21 protein-coding genes are annotated in these 25440 nt (G+C 50.4%); 8 read left to right on the forward strand and 13 right to left on the reverse strand.

All coding sequences use genetic code 11. The annotated features are described in order from the left end of the window. Position 1: 1 nt before the first annotated feature. The 9 genes from GNG26_RS18600 to GNG26_RS18640 form a co-directional block, all read right to left on the reverse strand. Positions 2–2560 (reverse strand): beta-ketoacyl-[acyl-carrier-protein] synthase family protein, encoded by a 2559-nt coding sequence (locus tag GNG26_RS18600; RefSeq protein WP_156239758.1) that lies wholly within the window; start codon positions 2558–2560, stop codon positions 2–4. 95 nt (positions 2561–2655) lie between these two features. Beyond that, positions 2656–3819: an aminomethyltransferase family protein gene (locus tag GNG26_RS18605; protein WP_156239759.1), complete on the reverse strand. Its 1164-nt coding sequence runs from the start codon at positions 3817–3819 to the stop codon at positions 2656–2658. A 28-nt stretch (positions 3820–3847) separates the two neighbouring features. Then, a complete protein-coding gene (locus GNG26_RS18610) occupies positions 3848–4129 on the reverse strand; it encodes an acyl carrier protein (protein ID WP_156239760.1) in 282 nt (93 codons plus the stop codon). A 20-nt stretch (positions 4130–4149) separates the two neighbouring features. Continuing rightward, positions 4150–4698: a 3-hydroxyacyl-ACP dehydratase FabZ family protein gene (locus tag GNG26_RS18615; protein ID WP_156239761.1), complete on the reverse strand. Its 549-nt coding sequence runs from the start codon at positions 4696–4698 to the stop codon at positions 4150–4152. A gap of 3 nt (positions 4699–4701) precedes the next feature. Further along, positions 4702–5463, reverse strand: coding sequence for an SDR family NAD(P)-dependent oxidoreductase (locus GNG26_RS18620; protein WP_139157077.1), 762 nt, complete (start codon positions 5461–5463; stop codon positions 4702–4704). A gap of 14 nt (positions 5464–5477) precedes the next feature. Continuing rightward, a complete protein-coding gene (gene acpS / locus GNG26_RS18625) occupies positions 5478–5846 on the reverse strand; it encodes a holo-ACP synthase (RefSeq protein ID WP_103822844.1) in 369 nt (122 codons plus the stop codon). A gap of 18 nt (positions 5847–5864) precedes the next feature. Beyond that, entirely contained in the window at positions 5865–7484 is a 1620-nt protein-coding gene (locus GNG26_RS18630) for a ShlB/FhaC/HecB family hemolysin secretion/activation protein (protein WP_156240210.1), read from the reverse strand. Between the two features lie 63 nt (positions 7485–7547). Then, positions 7548–11426 carry a filamentous hemagglutinin N-terminal domain-containing protein gene (locus tag GNG26_RS18635; protein WP_156239762.1) on the reverse strand — a complete coding sequence of 1293 codons (3879 nt, stop codon included), beginning with the start codon at positions 11424–11426 and terminating at the stop codon, positions 7548–7550. Positions 11427–11941: 515 nt separating this feature from the next. Continuing rightward, positions 11942–12781, reverse strand: a complete 840-nt coding sequence (locus GNG26_RS18640; protein ID WP_156239763.1) for an alpha/beta hydrolase — start codon at positions 12779–12781, stop codon at positions 11942–11944. A 187-nt stretch (positions 12782–12968) separates the two neighbouring features. Here GNG26_RS18640 and GNG26_RS18645 point away from each other — a divergent pair, with 187 nt between their 5' ends. From GNG26_RS18645 to fucR, 5 genes are all read left to right on the forward strand, one after another. Beyond that, a complete protein-coding gene (locus GNG26_RS18645) occupies positions 12969–15947 on the forward strand; it encodes an autotransporter outer membrane beta-barrel domain-containing protein (protein ID WP_156239764.1) in 2979 nt (992 codons plus the stop codon). Between the two features lie 182 nt (positions 15948–16129). Continuing rightward, positions 16130–16999 (forward strand): glutathione-dependent disulfide-bond oxidoreductase, encoded by an 870-nt coding sequence (gene yghU, locus GNG26_RS18650; RefSeq protein WP_114316798.1) that lies wholly within the window; start codon positions 16130–16132, stop codon positions 16997–16999. Positions 17000–17142: 143 nt separating this feature from the next. Further along, positions 17143–17475, forward strand: a complete 333-nt coding sequence (locus tag GNG26_RS18655; protein WP_103822849.1) for a glycine zipper family protein — start codon at positions 17143–17145, stop codon at positions 17473–17475. Between the two features lie 176 nt (positions 17476–17651). Continuing rightward, the gene (locus tag GNG26_RS18660) at positions 17652–18635 is read left to right on the forward strand and encodes a sensor domain-containing diguanylate cyclase (protein ID WP_156239765.1); all 984 of its coding nucleotides are present in this window, start codon (positions 17652–17654) and stop codon (positions 18633–18635) included. Continuing rightward, the gene (fucR, locus tag GNG26_RS18665; protein WP_156239766.1) at positions 18632–19348 is read left to right on the forward strand and encodes an L-fucose operon activator; all 717 of its coding nucleotides are present in this window, start codon (positions 18632–18634) and stop codon (positions 19346–19348) included. The genes GNG26_RS18660 and fucR overlap by 4 nt, the downstream gene beginning before the upstream one ends. On the opposite strand, the gene GNG26_RS18670 is transcribed toward fucR, so the two are convergent. Then, entirely contained in the window at positions 19345–20892 is a 1548-nt protein-coding gene (locus GNG26_RS18670) for a methyl-accepting chemotaxis protein (protein ID WP_156239767.1), read from the reverse strand. The genes fucR and GNG26_RS18670 overlap by 4 nt on opposite strands. A 375-nt stretch (positions 20893–21267) precedes the next feature. Further along, positions 21268–22155 (reverse strand): YghX family hydrolase, encoded by an 888-nt coding sequence (gene yghX, locus GNG26_RS18675; RefSeq protein ID WP_103176952.1) that lies wholly within the window; start codon positions 22153–22155, stop codon positions 21268–21270. An 83-nt stretch (positions 22156–22238) separates the two neighbouring features. Between yghX and GNG26_RS18680 the strand changes: the two genes are divergently transcribed. Continuing rightward, positions 22239–23279 (forward strand): aldo/keto reductase, encoded by a 1041-nt coding sequence (locus tag GNG26_RS18680; protein WP_156239768.1) that lies wholly within the window; start codon positions 22239–22241, stop codon positions 23277–23279. Positions 23280–23369: 90 nt separating this feature from the next. Here GNG26_RS18680 and GNG26_RS18685 read toward each other — a convergent pair whose 3' ends face one another. Beyond that, on the reverse strand, positions 23370–23858 hold the full coding sequence (locus GNG26_RS18685) for a TIGR00645 family protein (RefSeq protein WP_103822854.1): 489 nt from the start codon (positions 23856–23858) through the stop codon (positions 23370–23372). A gap of 81 nt (positions 23859–23939) precedes the next feature. After that, on the reverse strand, positions 23940–24443 hold the full coding sequence (locus GNG26_RS18690; RefSeq protein WP_114385753.1) for an ESA_00282 family adhesion-associated protein: 504 nt from the start codon (positions 24441–24443) through the stop codon (positions 23940–23942). A 105-nt stretch (positions 24444–24548) separates the two neighbouring features. Between GNG26_RS18690 and GNG26_RS18695 the strand changes: the two genes are divergently transcribed. Both GNG26_RS18695 and GNG26_RS18700 read left to right on the forward strand, forming a co-directional pair. Then, entirely contained in the window at positions 24549–24953 is a 405-nt protein-coding gene (locus tag GNG26_RS18695; protein ID WP_103822856.1) for a hypothetical protein, read from the forward strand. Next, positions 24946–25398: a cytoplasmic protein gene (locus tag GNG26_RS18700; protein ID WP_103176957.1), complete on the forward strand. Its 453-nt coding sequence runs from the start codon at positions 24946–24948 to the stop codon at positions 25396–25398. The genes GNG26_RS18695 and GNG26_RS18700 overlap by 8 nt, the downstream gene beginning before the upstream one ends. Positions 25399–25440: the final 42 nt, after the last annotated feature.

The raw sequence follows: 25440 nt of genomic DNA on the forward strand, positions 1-25440 counted from the left end.
ATTATCCTTTAATCACAAACGCGTAGTAGTTCCCGCCTTCCGTTGCGCCAACAAGTAAGACGTGCTTAAGCGCAAGACGTAACGGTTCGCGAACAAAGTTAATTCGCTGATCGAAAAACTCCTCGGTATAAGGAATGGCGGGAACAGACTGTTTCTTAAAGCAGTCAATAATGACGGCGAGATTGAGTAAACCGGCAGCAGAAGGAACAAAACCGAAGCAGGCATTGTAGTTAACGACCGGCACGTTCGGATTGGCGTCGATAAGTGTTTTGCAAATAGCAGAGATTTCAACCTGGGCGCTGTCGACATTGCCATTGCTGGTGCCGCAGACCAGATCGATCTCTTGTGCCGTGATGCCTGCATCAGCCAACGCGCGCTCAATAGCCAGCGCCATGGCATCTGATTTTTCATCAATCATTGAGGCATCAAAGAAGCTGTTGCTGCAGGATTTACCGTACCCCACCACTTCCGCCAGGACGTCAGCGCCGCGCGCTGCCGCCGTTTGCGGATCTTCCAGCACCAGCATGCACGCCCCTTCGCCAGGCACATAACCTTTTGGCTCTTTGCCATAGATTTGATAGTCGCTGGCATTAGAGGTCATATGGATTTTTTGCGTTACCGCGTCCATATAGAGCGACATTGACGGGAAATATTCATCTGCCCCACCGACAATAACCTGTGGTTGCAAATTCTGACGCACAATTTCATAACCGTAGGTCAGGGCACCTAATGCCGCATTCTCGCCGGTCGCCAGCGTGGTCGTGTAGCCCTTAATCCCTTCGGAAATGCCGCAGAAGGTTGGGATCGAGTTCATCAGCGAGCCCGGGAACTCTGAAGTCCGCACCTTACGTGGATCGGGTTTCAGGCTTTGCAGGTATTTATACGTCGTTTCCTGCGGACCACGGGACATCCCCATGATCATCCCAAGCTGATCGCCATCGCGCTTGATTTTCCGCTTCGCCTGTTCCAGCGCTTCGTTCAACGCGATAAGGGCAAAGGTGCCGCCACGCGTGGCTTTACGTGGATCGAAACGACGGAGATGTTTGCGCGGCTCCAGACCGGTCACCTGGAAGGTTTTAAAGTTCTCTTCCTCTTCCGGCAGTTTTGCACTGCTGAAGCTGTACTCTTCACCAAACAGTTCGGCAAACTGACTGGAGTTATCCAGAACACTGAGCAACTCTTTCGCTTCTTCCAGCGTATCTTCAGGGAACGTAACGCCGCTCAGCTCGACCTTGTTATTGCGCTGCCAGACGCCTTCAAGGATTTCGTTGAGCGAATGACCAATCGCCGAAATAACCCCTACGCCTGAAATCGCTACTCGCTTGCTGTCGTAGGATGTGACCGGAACAGTACAAGGCTCCATGCTCAGGATCATGCAGCAGTTATTGCCGCCGAAGGCATAGTTGTTCTTCATGAACAGGTTGATTTTTTGATCACGGAACTCATTCGGTACGTAATCAAGATCGCAGTTAGGGCGTGCTTTGGAGAAATTCAGCGTTGGCAGAACGCGTTTATCTGGCAGCGTAGCCAGGCAAGCAATCAGTTCAACAATCCCTGCCGCACCAATGTTGTGGCCAAAGTAGGATTTTGTAGAACTGACTAACAGCTTCTCATTATTAGCGAAGACCTTTTTCATCGCCATCGTTTCGATGCGATCGTTCGCTTCAGTACCGGTGCCATGCGCGTTAACGTACTCAATCTGGTCCGGCGTGACGCCAGCATTCTCCATCGCTTTATACATCACCTGCACGGCACCGCTGGCACGTGGATCGGGCCCGGTTTCGTGGAATGCGTCGCAGGAGGTAGCGTAAGAGAGAATTTCACCATAAATGGTGGCGCCGCGGGCAACGGCATGTTCGTACTCTTCCAGTACAACGGCCCCTGCACCTTCGCCGATAGACATCCCAGACTGCCCAGAGAAGGGGGTACAGGTTTCCGGATGCATCACGTTCAGCGCATAGAAGCCCGCAAAGGTCGGCAGGTAGATAGGCTCCGTGCCGACGGCCAGCATCGTTTTACTCTTGCCGTTCTGGATATAGTCAAACGCCATGCCGATTGCGTTAGGGCTGGCGGTACAGGCGGTAGCAACCAGCTCTACGCCGCCTTTCAGGCCGAGCAGCGTGGATACGCTGGAACAGCAGGAAGAGAAGCCCCCCGAAAAAAGCGCTTTTCGTAAAGAGAAATCAGCAATTCGCTGCTCAAAGAGCGGCAAAAAGGCTTCCGTTCCTGCTGAAGAGACACCCACGATCATCCCGGTCTCTTTGAGATCGGCTTTCTTTCCTAGCAGGCCAGCCTGGTTTAACGCATCTTTGCCCACTTTGTATGCCCAAAGCGCAGCGTTATCGAGTGATTCGACAATGCCTTCCGGGAGTTCCGAATAATCGATATCATGCAAAACTTCAGCGGCTCTTGCTCCTTCAAACCATTTTGCAAAGCGCTCACTATCCGCGACGCCATTGCGTTTATTCAGAAGAGCCTCTCTGAAGTCCTGCATATTTTCAGCCAGAGATGACAGGATTCCCATCCCGGTAATGACAACTCTTTTTCTGCTTATTTTCATAAGTGTTACTACCAATATTTACAGAGAATTGACAGCGCACAGATAACTAACCGGATGATGGCAACCGCTTATTTTTCTGTACGCTGGTCTGTTATTTAATTCAAAGCACTTTTGTTTTTTGAGGCATCAACAAAGCTGTGCTCGGTCGGGTTCACCAGCATGCTCAGGTTATAAATAAATGGCATGCTTTTGGTTTTTGCCTCGACGACTTCTGTATTCGTTTGAATGGCGTAACCGCTAATATCTGACCAGGCGTAGTCATAATCCAAAAGCGTCAGAGCAATGAAGCATTGCAGGGCAGGAGAGAAGATGGCTTTAATGACTTTACCTACAGCCTGCCCCTCGGCTAAGACGGTGTCGCCAGCCTCAACGCCAGCACATTCACCTTCAACGATCATGGCAATGATCTTGTGCTTAACGCAGCTGTGGGATAACGCTTCTGCCGCGTCTTTACCGACAAAACTCTCTTTGTCGTACTGGACGGCCCACTGCATCTGCAATTCGACAGGATTCAGGCCATATTCAGCGTAAAACGCCGCATTCCAGCCTGGGTTTTCCACTCGCACCAGTTTCTGATAATCCAGACCACCGGTTTGCATCAGATACTTCTCGCCGATTTCAAGCAGCTTCAACCACTGCTCAACCAGCTGTTCTTGTTGACCAATAAGGGTGTAAGCAAATTCGCCATGTTTCCCACAGCGGAAGATGATCAATCCCTCATCAGTATTCATGTACTCATAATAAGGCAGACCGATAATATCGAAACCGTGAATTTCTGACATCATCTCCCAGGAATAAGGTCCCTCGAGCATAATTGCGCCCCAGTTCTCCTCACGCATATCCTGGATCTCTGGCGTTTCCTGGATATCCAGTTCATCCGCTTTTTCAAGGAGTTTATTCAGGCTCGCGATAATCTCCGCTGCCGGGAGTTCTTCCGACATGATGTAATAGCCGTCAGAAGTGCAAAGCACATAGACGTCGCCGCGCACTGTGCCATCTTCATTAAGCACCAGAGAGTAAATTCCCTGCTCATCACGAATGATAGAAATGTCCGCAGAAACCAGATTGTTAACCAGCATCCAGGCATCTTCACCCATCACGCTGACAATCGACATATGTGAATAATCTACCAGCAGTGCATTTTCACGTACGGCTTTATATTCAACAAGCGGATCATGATATGCAGACGGAACGGATTGATTATTGTAAACGCCCAGGATGGCGTTGTTTTTTGAGTGAATATCAGAAAGAGATTTCATGCAAAATTCCTTTTAAGCGCTAATCCTGTTAAGCGTTTTGCTTCTGGATGACAAATGTTGCCAGGCTATTAATGCTTCGCATATAAGATGGGTCATCACTTTCGCTCACCTTAATATCGAAAACTTTATCCAACAACACAACAATCTCTGTCGCATCCACGGAATCCAGTTTCAGGCCATTGCCAAACAGCGCAGTGTCATCATCAATCTGTGATACATCGCGTTGGATATTCAGTCGCTGAATGATTTCGGTTTTAATCGTCAGCAAAACCTTTTTGCGCTGTTCAATATCGTCATTCATAGTAGACATGATTCAAGCCCCTTATAGGATTAATATATTTCACGGAAGTTAATAATGGTTCCGTGGCTTATCAGCTTTTTGCCGACGTTGGCCGTAACGGCGTAGTGCTTAAAGCCGTTACTGTCAGAAAAAGCCAATTTACTGGTAACTTCAATCGAGTCGCCAGGATAAGCGATCTCTTTAAACTTCAGATTTTGTGCTGCGAGAACACCCCGAACCTGAGCACGGCGGGTGCGGATAATTTCCAGCATTTCATTACTGGTAATACGCGCATGGATATCCTGCAGCGATCTCAGCTCTTCGTTATAACGCTCGGCGTAGATATCGCAGATATCCGTAAAGAACGAGAGATACTCACTAGCCTGCCCAAAAATCTCAGAAATAATCACACCGGGCATAATCGGATCGTCCGGAAAATGCCCCAACAAATATGGGTCGTTATACGTTACGTGTTTAACTACCTTTACATAACCGTTTTCGCCATATTTGAAGTCATCAATTCTGTCGACCATCATCAGGGGCTGGCGCCAGCCCCCCATTTCAAGAAATATCTTCGAAGGAATACTGTATTTAGACATAAATCACCGCATAACCAGGCCGCCATCGATGACGATGGTCTGGCCAACGATATAACTTGAAGCAGATGAGCTTAACCAGACAATGGTATTGGCAACCTCTTCGCATTTGCCCAGACGACGTAATGGAATGGATTGGGTGACGCCACGCACCACGGTGCGCGAAACTTTTTTAACCATTTTGGATTCAATCATCCCTGGAGCTACAGCATTTACGCGCACACCGAAATGAGCCACTTCCGCAGCCAGCGTTCGGGTGAAACCAAGGATGGCCGCTTTTGAGGCGCTGTAATTAATCTGGCCGACACTTGGGACAATGGCCGCAATCGACGACACATTTACAATCGCCGGGCTTTCAGAGGAGCGGAGCAGACTCATCGCCTCTTTGGTCAGGCGGAAAATACTGAACAGATTCGTTTCCACAACCTGGCTAAAGTCTTCAAAACTCATCGAAGCAAAGAGGGCATCTTTGACAATACCGGCGTTATTGACCAGTACATCGATCTTACCGGCAACTTCAGAGAGGTGATGGCATAACGCAGTAACGCTTTGCGGGTCGGCCAAATCGCATTGTAAAACATGCATGTTATGTCCTGCCGGATGCGTCTCTTTCAACTCCATCAACTGTACCGGATTTGAATTATATAACGCATAGACACAGCAGTTCTGGTCAAGGAATTTGGCACAGATCGCAAGACCGATATCGCCACTGGCTCCAGTTACAAGAACCGCTTTTTCATTAAGATCATTAAACTTGTACATAGTCAGGGAGAACCATTAAGTTAATAAAGAACCACTGCCGCTATGGCATGGGTCCGACAATGTGAGATGCTGAGGGACGATTGAGTGAGACCTTTCTCATCGAGCATCTCTTTCATTCTTCCCGTAAAATTAAAATGCGGACAGCCATATTCATCATGAATAATTTCAATATCATGAAATTTAATGCCATCGCGAAAACCATATCCGAGCGCCTTTACTGCAGCTTCTTTCGCCGCCCAAAATCCAGAAGCCCGCTCATAATCGGGGTCAGCCATATTAATTTTAATTATTTCTTGTTCCGTATAAACGCGCGCAAGAAAGCCACTGTCACCGTGACCAATCGCCCGGCTAATACGCGTAACTTCTACTATATCCGTACCGATACGCATGATACCGCTAATCCTTAACTATATCTGGTAAGAAAAATTGAAATTAATATTTGCTTTATCGACATTCAGATCGCCCGGGTATTTGAAGGGTGCCGAAACGGAAACGTCATACTCAAGGCTTTTAAAGTTCCCCTGAAGACCTATCGCACCACCGACGATGAATTCATCACCGTAATAGATATCCTCTTTAATTTGTCCCAAATCCACGCCAATGTAATAGTTCGCAAGCAGAAATCCTAAGGGGCGATACAGCGTATTTTGTACGAAGAAACCGTTGTTTCCGGTTAGCCCCACACTATTTTCAAAACCACGCACGCTCCAGCGATCGCCAATCGTTAGCTGATCCTGCAACGTCAGCTCATCCGGCGTATACTGAGAGAAAAAATTCATGCTATAAATACTATTGCTAAATTGCTTCGTGTAGTTCCCTTCAAGGTTAAACAGCTGGCTAGCTGAACTCACGTTGCCATAAACCATATCGGGTGTTTTTTCACCGCCGAACCATGTCAGAAAACGCTGCCATGACAGCGTTGCGCTCAAATTCCCATCTGCAAGCTGCTGTTTATAGTTGATGCCGAACTTCACGTTACCCATATTACGTTTTTGTAACGCCAGCTCTTCTCCCGCAATCGTGTAATTATAGTTTCTGCGTATAAATTCTGCGCTGCCCGTCAGCTTTCGACTACTGTCGCGATAAAGTGTTCGTGCTGCTTTTGCACTCCAGTACTCGCTGTCGCCCACATAGTCCATCGCTGTCCATGCGAGCGGGATATTTTGTTTAGATTTACTCTTGCTGTAGTAAAAATAATAATTCCAGTAATTTACTGGTAATGAATAGTACGTGCTTATGTTTTCATACTGGCCGGTGGTGCTTTTGGTACCCGCCAGATAAAAAAGATCGCTGGATTTCAATGCATTGAAAAGATAACCAATAACCGAGGCACGATAGCGCCCTGTTGCTTCATCACCCCAGTTATCGTAAATTGCTTTTACGCTCCATTTTTTAAAGCGATGAGTGTTAATCAAAACATTACTATAGCCATTCCTCGACCCCGGTTCGATATCGATTTTAACGTTAACGCCAGGAACCTGCTGAAGATTTTCCAGCCCCTGCTCTATATTGCGTATATTCAGGATATCGCCTTTCTTAAAAGGCAGTATCCAGGGTAAAATATCATTCCCCTCAATAATAATTTTGTCGATCCGGCCTGCATCGACAGTCAGTTTTAGCTCACCAGAAGAAATATTTTGCGATGGAATATCTACACGGGTAGTAATATAACCCGCATCAATATAATAATCCTGCAAAGCCGTGGCTATTTTGTTAATTCCAGTTGGGCCCACACAACGCCCGACAACACTCTTCTTGATATTGTTTTCTAATTTTTTTCTCAGAAAATTGTTATCCAGAATCAGTTCTTTTATAACAAAACAGTTCTTTTCGGCTGGAAGATCATCCAGCTCAAATGCTTTTAGTTTCGCGTTAGAGTAAACATCCTTCTTATCGATCTTTTGCTCATGATAAGTATTGTTGTCAGCATTTTTTTGTTGGATTATCAATGCATCAACACTAGCCTTTACTGGTACTTGAAAGAACAGCAAGGCGATTGCACAAAAGATTTTAAATCTCAATTCCATTGACTCACTCGGTAAAAAATAGAAGGCAGCAGCATCAAACAATGCTGCTGCCTTGTTTATGGTTTACATCCCTACAAGGGTACCAGTGTTAGTTGTCTTTTCTGACTCCAGTTCTAAACCATAAAAACCGCCTAAAACCGCATCTTTATCGCTGTTAACTACATTTTTCGCAGTGACTTTAGCGACACCGTAGCTCAGCATATTGAGATAGTTATAGATATCCCCTGCTGTTTTTGCGATTAAAGAATAATCGCTTACGATGTTCCCGTGGTTAACGATATTATTCACTGCATTCATCACGATATCTTTACCGAGCATATTACTATTATTACTATTTGTAATATGCTTCTCGGTATTCACGGTCAGCGTCGTTCCTGCAACAATGTCCTTATAGTTCTCAACTCCACTCAGGGTATTGATTGTCATAGCTTTGTCAGCAGAAAGCGTATTGCGGTTATAAAATGCTCCTTTCAGAACGTTAAGATTGACATCACCTTTACCGCTAATCCAGCCGTAGTTAGTAAAGCTGTTATCAATAGTAAGGTTCAAATTTTTATCTGAAGCAATAACACCTGTTGCGTTATTCTTCTCCATGCTTCCATTACTTAAATTTTCCAGCTTGGAAGCCTTAATATCAAGATTCCCCTCGCTGTATACGGTTGCATAATTATTGTAGAAAACACCAGCGACATTGATGCTGTTGTCAGCCCCGCTAATTACTTTCGCAGACGTATTATCGAAGACACCTCTGGAGTTTAACGTCAGAGCACCTTTCTCAGCGATCAAGTTACTATTGTTGTTGTAAATGTTCTGAGCAGTAATATTAAGTCCTTCTTTACCGCTCATACCGCCAATGCTATCAACCAGCTCAAAATATGCACCATGATCGCGATTAAAGTTGTTGCCATTTTTGTTCTCAACGTTACCGTTGGCATTAACAGTAAGAACTTTATAAGCAGAAATTAATGCATCATTGTTATAAATCGCTGATTTAGAATCGACGGAAACATTCTTACCTGAGATGAAACCGTTGTTATTATCAACGCTGTTCGCATTCAGAACGACATCACCCCAATTACTGCTGACAGATCCCTTACCATTGTCAAAGGATCCTTTAAGGGAAATGTTGATATCCCCGTTGCTTCCAATCAGGCCGTTATCATTGTTCAGATTGTTCCCTTTGATTGCAATCTTACCACCAGAGATAAGATAGCCATAATAATTATCAATATTATTATTAGTAGAAACAAGAGACATATCTCCAGTCTGAGAACGTAACGTTCCTCTGGAGTTGCCAATCTTGCCTGCTGAGTTAATACTCAAGGCACCCTTAGCATCGATCACCGAGTTATTGTTATTAACACTATTAGCAGTAATCGCCACGTCACCGTAGCTAACCAGATTGAGATAATTATTTAAATTACCTTTAGCGGTTATGTTCATGTCAGCATCGCTGACAATATTGCTACGGTTAGTGATATCATTGTTCGCATTCATAACGATATTATAACCAACAATATTACTGTTATTGTTGTTCACAATAGAACGTTTAGAATCGAGAGTTAATGTACCGCCAGAGGAGATATCTTTTGAGTTCTCAATACCATTAGAGGCCGTTATGGTCAGAGACTTATCGGCAGCGATCGTATTACGGTTATTTAATTGACCCTTCAGAACGTTAAGAGTGACATTGCCCTTACCGCTGATCCAGCCTGTGTTATTAAGATTATTAGTAACGTTCAGGATCAGATCTTTATCTGAAGCAATAATCCCGGTTGCATTGTTATCAAGGAAATTGCCGTTACTATTAATGCTTAAATTTGTGGTGTTGATGCTAAGGTTGCCAGCACTGTAGGTCGTCGCATAATTGTTATTAAACGTATTACCCACTTTTATGACTGCATCGCCACCGCTGACAAGTTGGGCGTTGTTATTTTCAAAATTATTTCTTGAATTCAGATCAATCGAACCTTTTTCAGAAATAATTCGACTATAGTTGTTATAAATATTGTTTGCGGTAAGGTTGACGCCTTCCTTTCCAATCATACCACCGTTCTGCTGTGGCATGCCAAAATAGAGACCGAAATTATTACCAAAATTGTTACTATTGCGGTTCTCAATATTTGTACCCGCATTCACCGTCAGCTTTTTATTGGCAACAATAAGTGCAGTACTGTTGTTTAACTCTCCCTTGGTATCGATAGAGATATTTTGCCCAGTAATAAAACCACCGTGGTTATTGATGGTATTGGCCTTCAGCGCGACATCGCCCTCTTCAGAACTTACGACGCCAATGTAGTTTGTCAGATTACCATCAACAGTAACATTTGTGCCCTGCTTGCCGCTGATACCACCGTTGTCATTGCGAACGGAGCTGCCTTTCACTATCGCTTTGGCGTTGGACATCACCTTGCCCGAATCGTTGTCAATCATGCCGCGGCTTTCCAACGAGACATCGCCATTAGATGCGATCTGTCCGCCATTGTTATAGATCGCATTAGCGACAATCTTAACCCCAGTTTCAGACGCAATACCTAATGTATCGGCACTGTTTGTATCCGCGGTTTTGGTGGTTTTATTATTGATTGACTTAGCAGCAGTCATATTAATCCGGCCACTTGCAGAGCGGATCAATCCTTTGTTGTTATCAATATTATCACTGCTGTTAATGATAATGTCGCCGTTAGTTTCTAATATCCCATTATTATTATTGAGATACGCAGAATTCAGCTCCATGTATTCACCACGAATTTGACCATTGCTGTTATTCAGCGTACCGGTCTCTAACGCGACAATACCTGCCTCAATACCCACATTATTTCCTTTACCGGAGTTAGTCAGGGTATTTTTATTCGTATTAACGGCTAACACTCCGCCAGCAGCAATCTTGCCGTTCGTGTTATCGATGGCACCACTGTTCACATAAATATCAGCGAAAGTTGTGATTTTTCCCGCGCGAGTATTGGTGATTTTGTTCTTATTAGTATCGATCGAGATCGTTTTGTTAGACGCGATTGTGCCTGTCGTGTTCTCCAGCGAGCCCTTTGTTTTTAAATTAATGATGCCTTCAGACTTAATCTGGGCGTTACTGTTCAGCAACTGGCCATTAGCATCGATACTGATCCCTTTCTCGCCGCCGACAATGACGCCGAGGTTACGGACACCTACCCCGCTTTCCGTGCTGACCAGATTAATTTTATTGGCATACATCCCGCCTAATTTAGCGACATCAACACTATAGCCGTTACGCTTGCCCGTTGCGGTTACTTTCCCAGTGACCTCACCAGCCGTGTTTACATAGTTATTCCCTGCCACCACGTTAAGTTCATCGGCAGAAACTTTGCCATTGATAACAACGTTGCGTGAAAGAATTTCTGTCGGGCTTGCACTATCCAGCTTGCCCAAAGTAATGGTGCCACCGTTGACGCTAAAGCCATTCAGTTCATCGTCCTTAATATCTGGCTTACCGGTAGTCAGGGTCAATTTGCTGGCGTTGATGCTGCCACCACCGCTCACGGTGATGCCATTAGGGTTAGCAATGATTAAACCCGCTTTGTCGCCAGCAACTTCCATCATGCCATTGATGGTCGTCATGTTTTTGGAGGTAACTTCGTTGAGAATGACTTTAGCGGTACCACCACTCAGATTGCTATTTCCCTGGATATCACCGCCTAATAGCGTACTGGTGGCTGAAGCGCTGTTGTTGAAAATGAGGCCTTTTTTATCAACGTTCAGATTGTCCCAAACGTTATGTGATAAACCGCTGCTGTTTGCCTTATTAATGTCAACAACCGGAACGCCGTTGGCGTTGTAGATTTTTCCATTTTTCATAGATAAATCTGCTGAATGTGCGACTGCAGGTAAGGCTAAAATCATTGCAATCGTTAACGGAGCCAGCTTAATACTGGCTCGCTGTTGAACTTTCTCATCCGAAGAAATCATACTTTTGTTCCCTTTTTAAAAACTTTCTGGTCTTGATATCTGAATTGAGCCTCTTTTTCCTAATCTGAATTAACCTGACCAAGAACCCTAAAAGGTACACCGCATCAGAATCAACAATTAAACCAGAGCCACCCGGCGAGCCTGCTCAGTGGCAGATCCCGATTAAGGTGACATTACGCGTTATTGAATACTGTTGTGGTCTTTCAGATATGGGATCAAGTAAGACCACCGCTAAAATTAACAGGAGCAGACCCCAGTCACAACCTACTGATGTTTAAATAGGAATCCACCAATATTATTGATTTCTCTTAACGTCTGAAAAAATAACCATTACAAATATCATTCACGAAATGCATTTCAAGATATTTATATTTATTAAAAATCGATTAGTTGGGAAACAATTACATTGTGAAATTAAAACGGTGGTAATGAATTATTAGTGCAATAATATTATTTATTCAAATTTTCTCTTTATTTCCCGCTAACAGGCCAAACCAACTTGAGAGTTCCTTCATTCAACAATCAGGGAGCTGATGCGTCAGTAACTGCGGCCAGATTGCCGGCCAGTCCGAGCCATGTGCCATCCCATTGATCACCTCTGCCCGCGCACATTCCTCCCCCACCGCCTGCTGAAAGCGCCGGGCAACGGCGGGCGGCACGGTGGTGTCTTCTGCCCCGCTGAAATGAATTTGCGGCAGTGTGCGAAGCGCGGGAACGCTTTCGATGGCGCTCGCCGCTTCGGGCATCGGGGTGACATGATGCAGGGCATTTACATACGCCACATCAAGATTGCCCGCCACCGTTCGCAAGGAGCGCACGTCGTGTCGACGTGCCGCCAGCAGCGCGGCAATATTGCCGCCCCCGGAGTAGCCGATCAGATCGATTTGCACTCCCGGATAGCGCGCCACGGCCCGGTTAACCGCCGCGTTCATCGCATCAATTATCGCAGGCGAGAAGCGATCCTGAGTCCAGATATTGGCACGGCAGCTGGCCGGCAAAGGGGGCCCGATAAACTGACAGGGCCGGGCCAGGTAAAGCACACTGGCATGATTGTCTGCCGCCGCCAGCTTCAGACCCACTGGATTACGTGGCGTCGGGTTATCCGAGGGAGTGGTGCGGTTTTTCCAGGCAAAACCATCTCCTTCGATATAGAGATGCAAGGTGTTCACCGGTGGCGTGATCCGATACCAGCCGACAATCGGGAAGGGATCTGCGTCAAATTTTTCACTGATCAGACCACTTTGCCCGGCAATACGCTGCGCGGCGGTGTTGGGATCGCCAGAAGTACACCCGCACAACAATAAAGACAAATTAATCAATAATGTTCCCTGCAAAAGGTGAGGATATATCCTCATTCCTCCACCAGCCTTAAGTCAAATTATAAACATTACAAAAAATGTGGAATAGATTCAGTCTGAAATAATTAAGCAGAGCTTATTGTTTTCGGCAACAAATTGTATATTCTGCGCCCGAAGATATCGGATTAATCCGAAGAAATCGCCACAGCATTTGCACAATCATCGCTACTTATGACGGAACACCATGGAAAAGAAACGCCTTAGCCAGCTGATTTCCCTGCTGGTTGCCTCGACGGCTGCGCAAGCCTTCGCAACGTCTCCCGAGTTAATTATCGACACACCCATAAGCAATATTCAGATAGCTGATGCAAAAGAGCTGGTGCATATTACGCATGAGGGAAATATCACCGGCAACCCCACCAACGCCTTAACCGTTAACGCGGGCGGTACTGTAACGACACTTATTAATGATGGCGTGATTAGCGACACCGCTGATAACCCATTATTGTTAAACAACAATATTGTTCAGATTGATGGAACAGTAGATACACTTAACAATAACGGCACCATCTCCAGCCTGAGCCAGTATCAAAACGGCAGCGTCGTGTCGGTAGGTGCAACGGGTGTGATTAACACCTTCACTAACAGCGGCACGCTCGAGAGGGTTCCGGGCTCTTACAACCTTTTCGGGTATAACAACACCGGTACGTTGAGCAATGCCGGGACGATCGGCACCCTGGCTAATACCGAAGATGGCAAGATTGTGGGCTATCGCGGCATCAACAATCAGGGCACCATCGATAACCTGAATAATGCTGGCCTTATCTCTTCTGTGAATAACGAGAACGGCATATTCATGGGGCAAAAAGGGGCCATTTTTAACAGCGGTACGATTGGCTCACTGCATAACACCGGAACAATTGAAGGCGGCACAACCGATTATTACGGTAGCTCCGGGATCATCAACCAGGGCGTTATTAATACTATCGTTAATGATGAGAAGATTAACGGCAGCTCCTTCGGCATTATTAACTCCGGCACCATTAACACCCTTGTTAATAACGGGAAAATCAGCGCTAACGACACGGCTGTCTATAACAACAGCAACAGTAACAGCGTTATTGGCTCCATTGTGAACAACGGTGAAATCGCGGGTAACTGGAGCGGGATTTACATCTGGAACGACAACAATCAGGGCAATACCGAGATCGTCAATAACGGTCAGTTAAGCGGTGGAGGCTATGCCCTTTTTGTTAACGGTAATAACAGCGACACGGTAACCCTCACCAATACCGGCACCATTATCGGTGATATTTATTCCACCAGCACGACGCCATTAACCATTAACGGTGGCACCACCCTGGGTACGCTGACCGGCATCGATGGCGCGACGGGCACCATTACTGGCTCGAATGTCACATTCGGCAGCGGCTCGCTGCTGCTCAACGATAATGTCAGTACGTTTAGCGTTATCCCTGAGTATGGCCTGATGGCAATGCAGATGAGCGACGACATCGAGGTGACGGCCGGCACCGTGCTGAACGAAGCTGCATCCCTGCAGGTGAATAACAGCATCAACATTCTGGGTGATTATCATCAGAAAGCGGCCGCAACACTCATCTCCGGCGTCTCTGATCTGGCCGTGGCTAGCGGTGATTTGCTTGCCGATGCCGGGTATGGTCGTCTGAACGTTAGCGGCAACGCCACTATCGACGCGGGATCGAGTATCAACCTGCTGCGCACCGGCAACACTTATAAGTTCGCCGAAGGGCAGCGCTATGTGGTGATCAACGCCAATGGGGCCCAGACCGACTACCATGCCGATCAGCTGAACTACAAAGCGCTCGGCTACCGTGGTGCGGTCAACGGCACCGTGTATGAAGATGCGACGAGCAAGGCGCTGGTCTTAACCCTGGGTGCAGAACCGATCGCCCCCGCGCCGGTAGAGCCGCAACCCCAGCCGGAGCCGACGCCAGAAGTGACGCCGCCAGTGGTAACCGAACCTGAGATTGTTCCGCCGGTCGTCACAACGCCAGTACCACCAACGCAGCCTGCGCCAGCGCCTGTCCAGCCGGGCAAACAGGGTTATGCCACCATCCCAAGCGCTACCGCATCACTTGGCGGGCTGGCGAACTATTCCGGCATCGCCTCTCCGCAGCTGCTGAATCTGTACAACGCCTCGCTGGCCATTGAAGGTGAAGAGGAGGCGAACCGCGTTGGCGAGCGTCTCTCTACCAGCCAGAACCTCAACACCAGTTCAGCGGCATCCGTTGCCATCTCTACTGCTCAGGCCGTAGTGGGTGCTCACATCGATACCGTGCGTAATCCACAGGCCTCCGGCGTGAGCGGAGTGGCAACTGGCGATGACTACGCAGAAAACTGGATTGTCTGGGGTCAGCCGTTCGGCGGTTATGCCCGTCAGGACAGCCGTGACGAAGTGAGCGGTTACTCAGCGAAATTTGGCGGCCTGATCATCGGTGCCGACCGCGCGCTGGGCGACGCCTGGCGTCTGGGCGCGGCGCTGAACTACAGCAACACCTCCGTACACGGTAAAGATAACCTGAGCGGCAACAACTCTACCGCCGATAACTACGGGGTGATTGGTTACGCAGCCTACACCGGCAATTCTTGGTACCTGAACCTCTCCGCGGGCCTGAACCGTCAGAACTACAGCTCCGTCCGCCGCGCCGATTTCACCGGCTTCTCTGGCGCAGCCCACGGCAAGTTCAACGGCCAGTCGGTCACTCTGCAAAGCGAGCTGGGTTACCCGATCACGCTGCCAGCCGACGTAGTACTGACCCCGCTCGCGGGCCTGACTTACGGTTATCAGCATGTGGATGGCTACAGCGAAACCGGCGGCAACGGGATGGCGCTGGATGTCAGCAGCACCCATACGCAGTCGGTAGTCAGCGATATCGGTGCCCGCCTGGAGAAGACCTTCTCCACCGGTCTGGGTAATCTGACGCCGTTTGCCCAGGTCTCCTGGCTCCACCAGTACGATAACCGCCAGGTCAGCAGCCATGCGACTTACGCCGCAGACGCCATCGGTGAAACCAGCTTTATCACCAAAGGTGCTTCTCCGGTGAAAGATATGGCCGGCGTAGCCATCGGCACTACGCTGTACGAGGCCAACGATCTGAGCTTCGACGCGCGTTACGACCTGCAGGCCGGCGAGCGTTACCAGGCCCACACTTTCAGCCTGCGTTTACGCAAGTCGTTCTGATTGATATGTACCTTCAACGGGGCCCTCAGGGGCCCCTTTTTCTATGCCCGGGTAAAACATTATGTTTTTAGCACACCAGCAGGCACTCCGTTGAGCGCATAACCTTATGCGCTCAGTTCGTTAAACCGTTCATGGAACACCTGCTACACTGCCTCAACACCTCCACAAAAAGGCAGATCAACATGTCCGAGAATAACTACCAGCCAGCGAAAGTCTGGGAATGGAAGCAGAACAACAGCGGCGGCGCGTTCGCCAGCATCAACCGCCCAATCTCTGGTGCCACCCACGAGAAAACCCTGCCAGTCGGTTCACATCCGTTGCAGCTTTACTCCCTGGGTACGCCAAACGGCCAGAAGGTCACTATTCTGCTGGAAGAGCTGCTGGCGCTTGGCGTCACCGGTGCGGAATATGACGCATGGCTGATCCGCATCGGCGAGGGCGATCAGTTCTCCAGCGGGTTTGTGGATGTCAACCCGAACTCTAAAATTCCGGCCCTGCGCGACCACTCCACCACGCCGCCAACGCGGGTGTTTGAGTCCGGCAATATCTTGCTCTACCTGGCGGAAAAATTCGGTCACTTCCTGCCAAAAGATCCGGCTGGACGTGTGGAAACCCTGAACTGGCTGTTCTGGCTGCAGGGCGCCGCCCCGTTCCTTGGCGGCGGTTTCGGCCACTTCTATCACTATGCCCCGGTAAAAATTGAGTACGCCATTGACCGCTTCACCATGGAAGCCAAACGTCTGTTCGACGTGCTGGATAAACAGCTGGCGCGGGGTCGCTACGTGGCAGGTGAAGAGTACACCATCGCCGACATTGCCATCTGGCCATGGTTTGGCAGCGTGGCGCTGGGCCAGGTTTATGGCGCAGCAGAGTTCCTCGATGCCGAAAGCTACAAGAACGTTCAGCGCTGGGCGAAGGATGTCGCCAGCCGTCCGGCGGTGAAGCGCGGGCGTATCGTTAACCGCACCAATGGCGAGCTGAGCGAACAGCTGCATGAGCGCCATGCGGCGAGTGATTTTGATACCAACACCGAAGATAAACGTCAGGGCTAACCCCCGTGCCGGGCGGGCCACCGCCCGGCGACGATCAGATTAAGACGAGTTTCTCCACCACGGCATTATTGGCCTACCCGACAATCCGTACAGCTGGCAGTATCCCCCGCAATGTCTCACTGCACATTTATAAGGAAATTGTCATGAAAACCATGAAAATCACGCTAATGATCGGTGCGTTGCTCTGCTCTGCTTCCAGCCTGGCGGCAGATAAAACCGCTACCGGGGCGCTGGTGGGCGCGACCATCGGCGCAGTAGCCGGGAAAAGCGTAAAATCCACCGTCGGCGGCGCGGTGGTTGGGGCGGGTACCGGGGCGATGTTTAAAAACGGTGAGAAAGGCAAAGCTGCCCGTAAAGGTGGCGTCATTGGTGCCGCTGTAGGCGCTGGTGCAGCCGCTGTAACCGGTAATAGCGTTCTCAAAGGCGCCGCCCTCGGCGCGGGAGCGGGCGGCCTGGTCGGCGAAGCTACCCATTAATAAAAATGCCAGGTGATTATTCCACCTGGCTTTATCAGGCCCCTCATTTCTTATTTCATGGCTGCTTATAAGACCGTGAATATAAGCCTTAACACAAATCCCTTTCTTTTTTTAACCGTATATTTACTTCCATCCCGTAAACTGGCATCAATAATTTCTTTCTTCAGATTATTCGCATGTCAGAAAAGGCGCTTAAACAACAGATTCAGAATCTCAAAAAGCACAATGCCCGGCTTGCCAGGCTGGCGCGTGACGCCCGAAACAAGCTCAGTGCTGCGCTCGACGGGACGGGTCTCTGTTTATGGCAGCTCGACGTTCCCACCGGGAAGCTGATTATCTATAACCGCCGCTGGGGCGCTATGCTGGGCTATCAGCCCAAGGAGCTGAGCGCGCAGTTTGAGATCTGGCGTGAGCATCTGCATCCGGATGACAAACAGAACGTACTGGATGCCTTCTACGATCACCTGCACGGCAAAACCCCCTTCTATGAAGCGCTGCACCGCATGCAGCACAAAAACGGCACCGTCACCTGGGTGCTGGACCGCGGGCGGGTGACGGACTGGGATGAAAACGGCAACCCCCTGAAGGTGACCGGTACCCATATCGACATGACCAAAGAGAAGCAGTACGAAGAGCAGCTGGCCCAGCTGGCTAATCACGATCCGCTCACTGGCCTTGCCAACCGCCACGCATTGCTTAAACACTTCGCCCAGCTTAAGGCCCAGGGGCCGCTCTGCATCGCCTTTATCGATCTCGATGATTTTAAAACGGTGAACGACACTTTCGGTCATCGCAGCGGCGATGAACTGCTGATCCAGCTCAGCCAGCGCCTGCGCGATGCCTGCCCGCCGGAGTCCGTTGTTGGCCGTCTGGGTGGCGATGAGTTCGTGCTGCTGCTGCCTTTCCCGCTTTCCAGTGTGCTGGTGAGCAGCACCGCCCACCGTTGTCTGCAGGCGGCGCTGACGCCGTTCGAGCTGGATAACGGTCAGGCGCAGGTCGGCGCCTCGGTGGGGATTGACGACGTACTGGAGCAGGATGATTTCGTCAACGCCCTGCGCCGCGCCGACCGGTCGATGTACCAGATTAAGCACACCGGCAAAAACGGCGTGGCGATTGGCCAGACACCGCTCGCCTTCACCCGTAACGGAACAGAACCATGAAAAGCACCCGTCATCAGGATCTTATCCGCCTGCTGGCGGCTTCCGACTGGCTGACGACAGAGGCGCTGGCCGCAGAGCTTAACGTCAGCAAAGAGACGATTCGTCGCGATCTGAAGCAGCTGCAACAGCAGGGAAAAATCGTGCGCCATCACGGGCGGGCCCGGGCGATCCATCCGGATCACCGCGACGGCGGCGAGCCCTTTGGCGCGCGGCTGAAAAGCCACTACGCGGACAAAGCCGATATCGCCCGTCACGCGCTGGACTGGGTCAGCGAAGGCATGACGCTGGCCCTGGATGCCAGCTCAACCTGCTTTCACCTGGCGCGGCAGCTGCCGGATATCGCCCTGACGGTCTTTACCAACAGCCTGCCCATCTGCCATGAGATGGCGAAGCGCGAGCGCATCACCCTGATCTGCTCGGGCGGGACGCTGGAGCGCAAATACCGCTGCTATGTGAATCCGGCCCTGGTGACGCTGCTGAAATCGCTGGAGATTGACCTGTTTATCTTCTCGTGTGAAGGAGTGGATGAGCTGGGTGTGATGTGGGATCCCACCCCGCATAGCGCCGGGTTTAAGTCGCAGCTGCTGGGCCGCGCCAGCCAGTCGCTGCTGCTGATCGACAAAAGCAAGTTTCAGCGCTCCAGCGAAGTGAAAATTGGTCACCTGTCGCAGGTGACGCAATTGATCAGCGACGCACAGCTCGCCCGACGTTAGTCTGCCAGACGGAACTTTTGCACCGAGCGTTGCAGCTCTTCGGTCTGGCGCTCCAGCGCGGAAGCCGCCGCCGATACCTGCTCCACCAGCGAGGCGTTCTGCTGGGTCACGCCGTCCATCTGGGTGATCGCCACCCCAACCTGCGAAATGCCTTTGCTCTGCTCTTCCGAGGCGCTGGCAATCTGCTTCATGATAGTGGTGACGCCAGTAATGTCGCGCAGCACCGCTTTCATGGTGGTGCCGGTCTCGGTCACCAGTTTGGACCCCTCCTCCACGCGGGAGACGGAGTCAGCGATTAACCCCTCGATCTCTTTTGCCGCGTTCGCGCTGCGGCTGGCGAGATTCCGCACCTCACCGGCCACCACCGCAAAGCCACGCCCCTGCTCCCCCGCCCGCGCCGCTTCCACCGCCGCGTTGAGGGCCAGAATATTGGTCTGGAAGGCGATGCTGTTGATGACGCTGGTGATCTCCGCAATTTTCTTTGAACTGATGGAGATCCCGGTCATGGTACTGACCACATTTTCCACCAGTGCGCCGCCGCGGCTGGCACTGACCGAGGCGACATCCGCCAGCTCGCTGGCCTGACGGGCATTATCCGCGTTGAGCTTCACCGTGGCGGTAAGCTGCTCCATGCTGGCGGCGGTCTCTTCCAGCGCCGCTGCCTGCTCTTCGGTACGCGACGAGAGATCGTTATTGCCGCTGGAGATCTCCGTCGCCCCGCGCCAGATGTTCTCGCTGCCGTTGCGGATGGTGCTCACCGCCTCGCGCAGGCTGTCCTGCATCGCCGTCAGCAGCGGCACCAGCTGGCCCACGCAGTTACGGCCAAAAGGCGCGATCGGCTGGCTAAGATCCCCCTGCGCAATCAGGCGGAAATGGTGGCGGAGCTGCTCAAGGGGTTTCACCAGCATGGCAACCAGATAACGGTCGGCGAACAGCAGGATCAACAGGCCGATTATCGTCGCGGTAATCATTACCGTGCGGGTGATGCTGGTGAAGCTATCCACTGTTATACGAGTGCGGTCAAGAATGGTGTCAGCGGCTTTATTGAACTGTCCGGCGCTCTCGCCAAAGGCGCGGCTTAGCGGTGGGGTAACATTATTCGCCTGCTGGCGATAGCCCTCAAGGTTGCCCTGCTGGGCCAGCTGCATCTGGGGCTTAACGCCATTATCCAGCAACGCCTGCCAGTTGGCGATCACCCGGGCGGAGACGTCGGCATCCATTGGCCCCGGCGACATGGCTTTCAACTCGTCGAGCCTGATGCTCATGGTATCCAGCGCCTGCTGCACAGCGGCAAAATCGGCCTTGCCGCCTGCCGCCTGCGTCTCCATCGCCCGGCTCAGCCGGGTGACAAAACGGAAATATTGATCGTTGCCCTGGCTGAGCACCGTCATCTGCCTGACCAGCTGACGATCAACCTCATTGCCATCCGCCACGCGAGAGAGCGCCCATGAGCCATACAGCCCCACGCCCGCCCACATTAAACAGAAGATACCCAGAATCGTCAGCATGACGAACCGGATTGTAAGATTACGAAATATACGCATAACTCTTTCCTTGCCTGAGGGAGATTTCGCCCGGAGGCGAGTATTACCCTCGTTATCGGCAAGAAAAGGCGAAGCAATACCTTTTCCTGGTTATTTTTATAAAACTTTTCATTTCGGTTTAATTAGCGTTGAAATAATAATAAAGCACAGGACTAAATAGCCCTCTAAATAATATGCCTTTACATTTCAAAAAGTTGCAAATGTAAAGCATCTAAAGGAATTATTCCCTGCATAATGATGAAGGCTGGGACACTCCATACAGCGTAATAAAAATGTCATAAACATAAGGATAGATACCGAAGAAATAATAAGGGTATTATCTGTTTTTTATAATATATGCCCGACCGCCGGACGGGGCGGGCATTTTTAGTTGGTTTAACTCAAATATTTCTCAAACCATCCCAGGGTTCTTTTCCACGCTAATTCGGCAGCAGGTTCGTCGTAACGCGGGGTCGAATCGTTGTGGAACCCGTGATTTACGCCAGGGTAGATCCATGCCTCATACACCTTACCGTTAGCTTTAAGCGCGGCCTCATAAGCAGGCCACCCCTCGTTAACATTCTTGTCGTGCTCGGCGTAATGCAGCAGCAGCGGCGCCTTAATTTTGGCGACGTCCGCCGCTGGTGGCTGACGGCCATAAAAAGGGACCGCGCAGGCCAGCTCTGGCCAGGCGACTGCAGCGGCATTAGACACTCCGCCGCCGTAGCAAAAGCCGGTGATCCCCACTTTACCGGTAGCGTCCGGGTGTTTTTGCATAAACCCGATGGCGGCAAAGAAGTCGTTCATCAGCTTCGTCGGATCGACCTTCTGCTGCAGGATTTTCCCCTCCTCATCGTTGCCGGGGTAACCGCCCACCGAACTTAAGCCATCCGGTGCCAGGGCGATGTAGCCCGCTTTGGCCACCCGACGCGCCACATCCTCAATGTAGGGATTGAGGCCGCGGTTTTCATGCACCACCACCACCGCCGGCACTTTGCCGGTGGCTTTGGCCGGTTTCACCAGATAGCCGCGCACCTGTCCATGGCCGTCCGGCGAGGGATAGGTGATGTATTCGGGCAGGATGTCGGGATCGGTGAACTTCACCTGCTCCGCGAGGGCGTAATTAGGCTTAAGCATATTGAACAGCGCCAGCGCCGTAACGCCGCCAACCGCATAGCGGGCAGCCAGATTGAGGAACTCACGTTTGTTGATTTTGCCGTGAGCGTAATAGTCGTAGTAGTCGAGCAATTCCTGAGGAAAGTCTTTGGCGGTCATACGCGTCATCGCATATCTCCATGAATTGTGAACGAACTAAGGTTAGAATAGAAACGCTGTTTCGAAAATCAATCACTAAGAAAGGAGACATCATGCCCTGGAACGCCTCCCCTGACCGCTACGAGACGATGCAGTACCGTTACTGCGGTAAAAGCGGCCTCCGCTTACCCGTCCTGTCACTCGGCCTGTGGCACAGCTTCGGCCACGTCCACGCCCTCGACTCACAGCGCGCCCTGCTGCGAAAAGCCTTCGATTGCGGCATCACCCATTTCGATCTCGCCAATAACTATGGCCCACCGCCGGGCAGCGCGGAGGAAAATTTTGGCCGCCTGCTGCGCGACGATTTCGCGGCTTATCGCGACGAACTGATTATCTCCACCAAAGCGGGCTATGACATGTGGCCGGGGCCTTACGGTGCGGGCGGTTCGCGCAAGTATCTGCTCGCCAGCCTCGATCAAAGCCTGAAGCGGATGGGGCTGGAGTACGTGGATATCTTCTATTCGCACCGGGTCGATGAGAACACGCCGATGGAGGAGACCGCCTCTGCGCTGGCGCAGGCGGTGCAGAGCGGGAAAGCGCTGTACGTCGGCATTTCCTCCTATTCGCCGGAGCGGACCCAGAAAATGGCGGAGCTGCTTCGCGAGTGGAAAATCCCGCTGCTTATCCACCAGCCCTCATACAACCTGCTTAACCGCTGGGTGGACAAGAGCGGTTTACTGGATACCCTGGCCGCTAACGGCACCGGCTGCATCGCCTTTACGCCGCTGGCCCAGGGGCTGTTGACCGGAAAATACCTGAACGGCATCCCTGACGGCTCCCGCATGCAGCGTGAGGGCAAAAAGGCACGCGGCCTGACGGAGAACATGCTGACCGAAGCCAACCTGAACAGCCTGCGTTTGCTCAATGAGATGGCCCAGGCGCGCGGACAGACGATGGCGCAGATGGCGCTGAGCTGGCTGCTGAAAGATGAGCGTGTCACCTCGGTACTGATTGGCGCCAGCCGGACAGAGCAGCTGGAGGAGAACGTGCAGGCGCTGAATAACCTGCACTTCAGCGAAGAAGAGCTGCAGCGGATTGACCAGCATGTGGCCGACGGGCAGCTGAATCTGTGGCAGGCCTCTTCGGATAAGTAGTTTCAGGAAAAGGGTCGGGTGGCGCTGCGCTTACCCGACCTACAGAATCCCCGTAGGCCTGATAAGTGCAGCGCCATCAGGCGTTTTGTCTTATTTGCGGCTCAGCTTGTCCAGATACCCCATCACAAACGCCGACAGCACAAACGTGAGGTGGATTATCACGTACCACATCAGCTTGTTGTCCGGGATATTTTTGGCATCCATAAACACCCGCAGCAGGTGAATGGAAGAGATCGCCACAATCGAGGCTGCCACTTTGTTTTTCAGCGACGAGGCATCCATTTTGCCAAGCCAGCTCAGCTTCTCTTTATCCGAGGAGATATCCAGCTGCGAGACAAAGTTTTCATAGCCCGAGAACATCACCATCACCAGCAGGCCGCCCACCAGGGTCATATCCACCAGCGACAGCAGCAGCAGGATCAGGTCGGATTCAGCGACGCTGAAAATATGCGGCAGAACGTGAAAAATTTCCTGAAAGAATTTAATACAGAGCGCCACCAGCGCCAGCGAGAGGCCAAAATAGACCGGGGCTAACAACCAGCGGGAGGCATACATTGCGTTTTCAAAAAAGCGTTCCATAGAGTCCTGTCTGCAAACGAAACCAGTGTGCAGTATATCGCAATGGCCCAAATTGTTTGCAACAACTAAACAACAGATCCCCTACACTTGCTCAGGCTTTACCACCGGGCGCTGATACTCAGGCCACACCAGCTCCACCAGCGATGGATACGCCTCCAGGCTGAACTCGCGAAAACACTGCCGCAGGTTCATTACCTCCAGATCGGTGTGCGACACTTTTTCGCCGTTCAGGCAGCGCTTCTTGATATTGTCGTAATATTTGTAGACCGCCGAGTTAAGATCGCTGCAACGGCGCTGCGCCTCAAACAGGTCAGGAATGCTATTTATTTCCACCATATTCATTCGTTTAATTGTGGCATGGAGGAAATCAATATATTCATGATTAACACGCCAGTACCAAACCGGCGTAATCGCATTCATTAACACTGAAAAATGGTCTTCGCCCTCTTCTTTTGACATCCGTTCCGGCTGAGGCGGGACGTGCGTGCTTCCCACATCGCTACTTTTATTGAACTCGCGCATCAATAAAAGAACCACGGCGGTAAGCAATAACAAAGTAATGACAGTATAAAAAATGCTGTTCATATAGGCAGGCTCCATTTTTTTTGATTTTAAATTTGCCTCATGTTATTGTCAACGAATCTCACACTCCAGACAACCCTACCCCATTGAAATTAAAGGAAATATAAAATGTTGCCCGACAATCTGGTTCCGGCCAAGTTTCACATGTCTTCCGTGGAACCAAAACCGCCAGAAGCAGAAAGCAATGCCAATTTCACTAAGGGGAAAAGAACACTCGCTGATTATGCGCCAGATATATTAATTGGCGTTACCCGTACCGGTAACTCCCGCAATATGTTGCTTGAAGAGCACGATCGGCATATTAAAGACCGCTTATTTCGGGTAGTTAAAATCGAGGTGTTTGCCCGGCTGTTGAATGATTTGCAGGCGGAGGGGGAAATAGATGCCCAGGCACTAAGTCAAATATTGGCGGAAAAAACCGATGAGATTAACGAAGCCGGTAATGAAATCTGGTTAAATCTTATTACCTGCGAAAAAAACACACCTGTGTTTTATACGCTAGAGGATGAATAACGTGAAGGATGTTGATAACAACAACGTTTATTTGGCTTTAGATGATAAAAAAAGCGATGAATTTATCTTAGAGCAAAACCTTGCCGCGCTTAAAGAGATTAAAAACGCTGAAATCCAAAGAATTGCTAAGGATCTGCTCTCCATTCCGGCCGGGCTGGTGCGTCTGAAATGGCAGAATCGCCGTGAAATTTATCCGTTGCAGGTAAAAGAAGAGATCTACGGCGCGACAATAAACGCCATTATGCAACAGCGCCCGGATTTAAAAGAAAAAATACTGGCGCGCCTGGAAACCAATTATCAATATATCCTGGCACGTGAAACCGCGACCCTGCGCGTCACCCGTAAGCTGGCTGATGAAGGCTATCGCACCACCAGCGTGACCACCGTTGCGCTGAATGAAGAGGTGCTGGCCGCCAAAGCGGACATCCCACCGCAAAAGCCGTAACCTCTCGCCGAACCCTGCCGTCTCGCCTGTTTCTCCTCAGCC

This window comes from Leclercia sp. J807, from assembly GCF_009734465.1.
Classification (GTDB): Bacteria; Pseudomonadota; Gammaproteobacteria; order Enterobacterales; family Enterobacteriaceae; genus Enterobacter.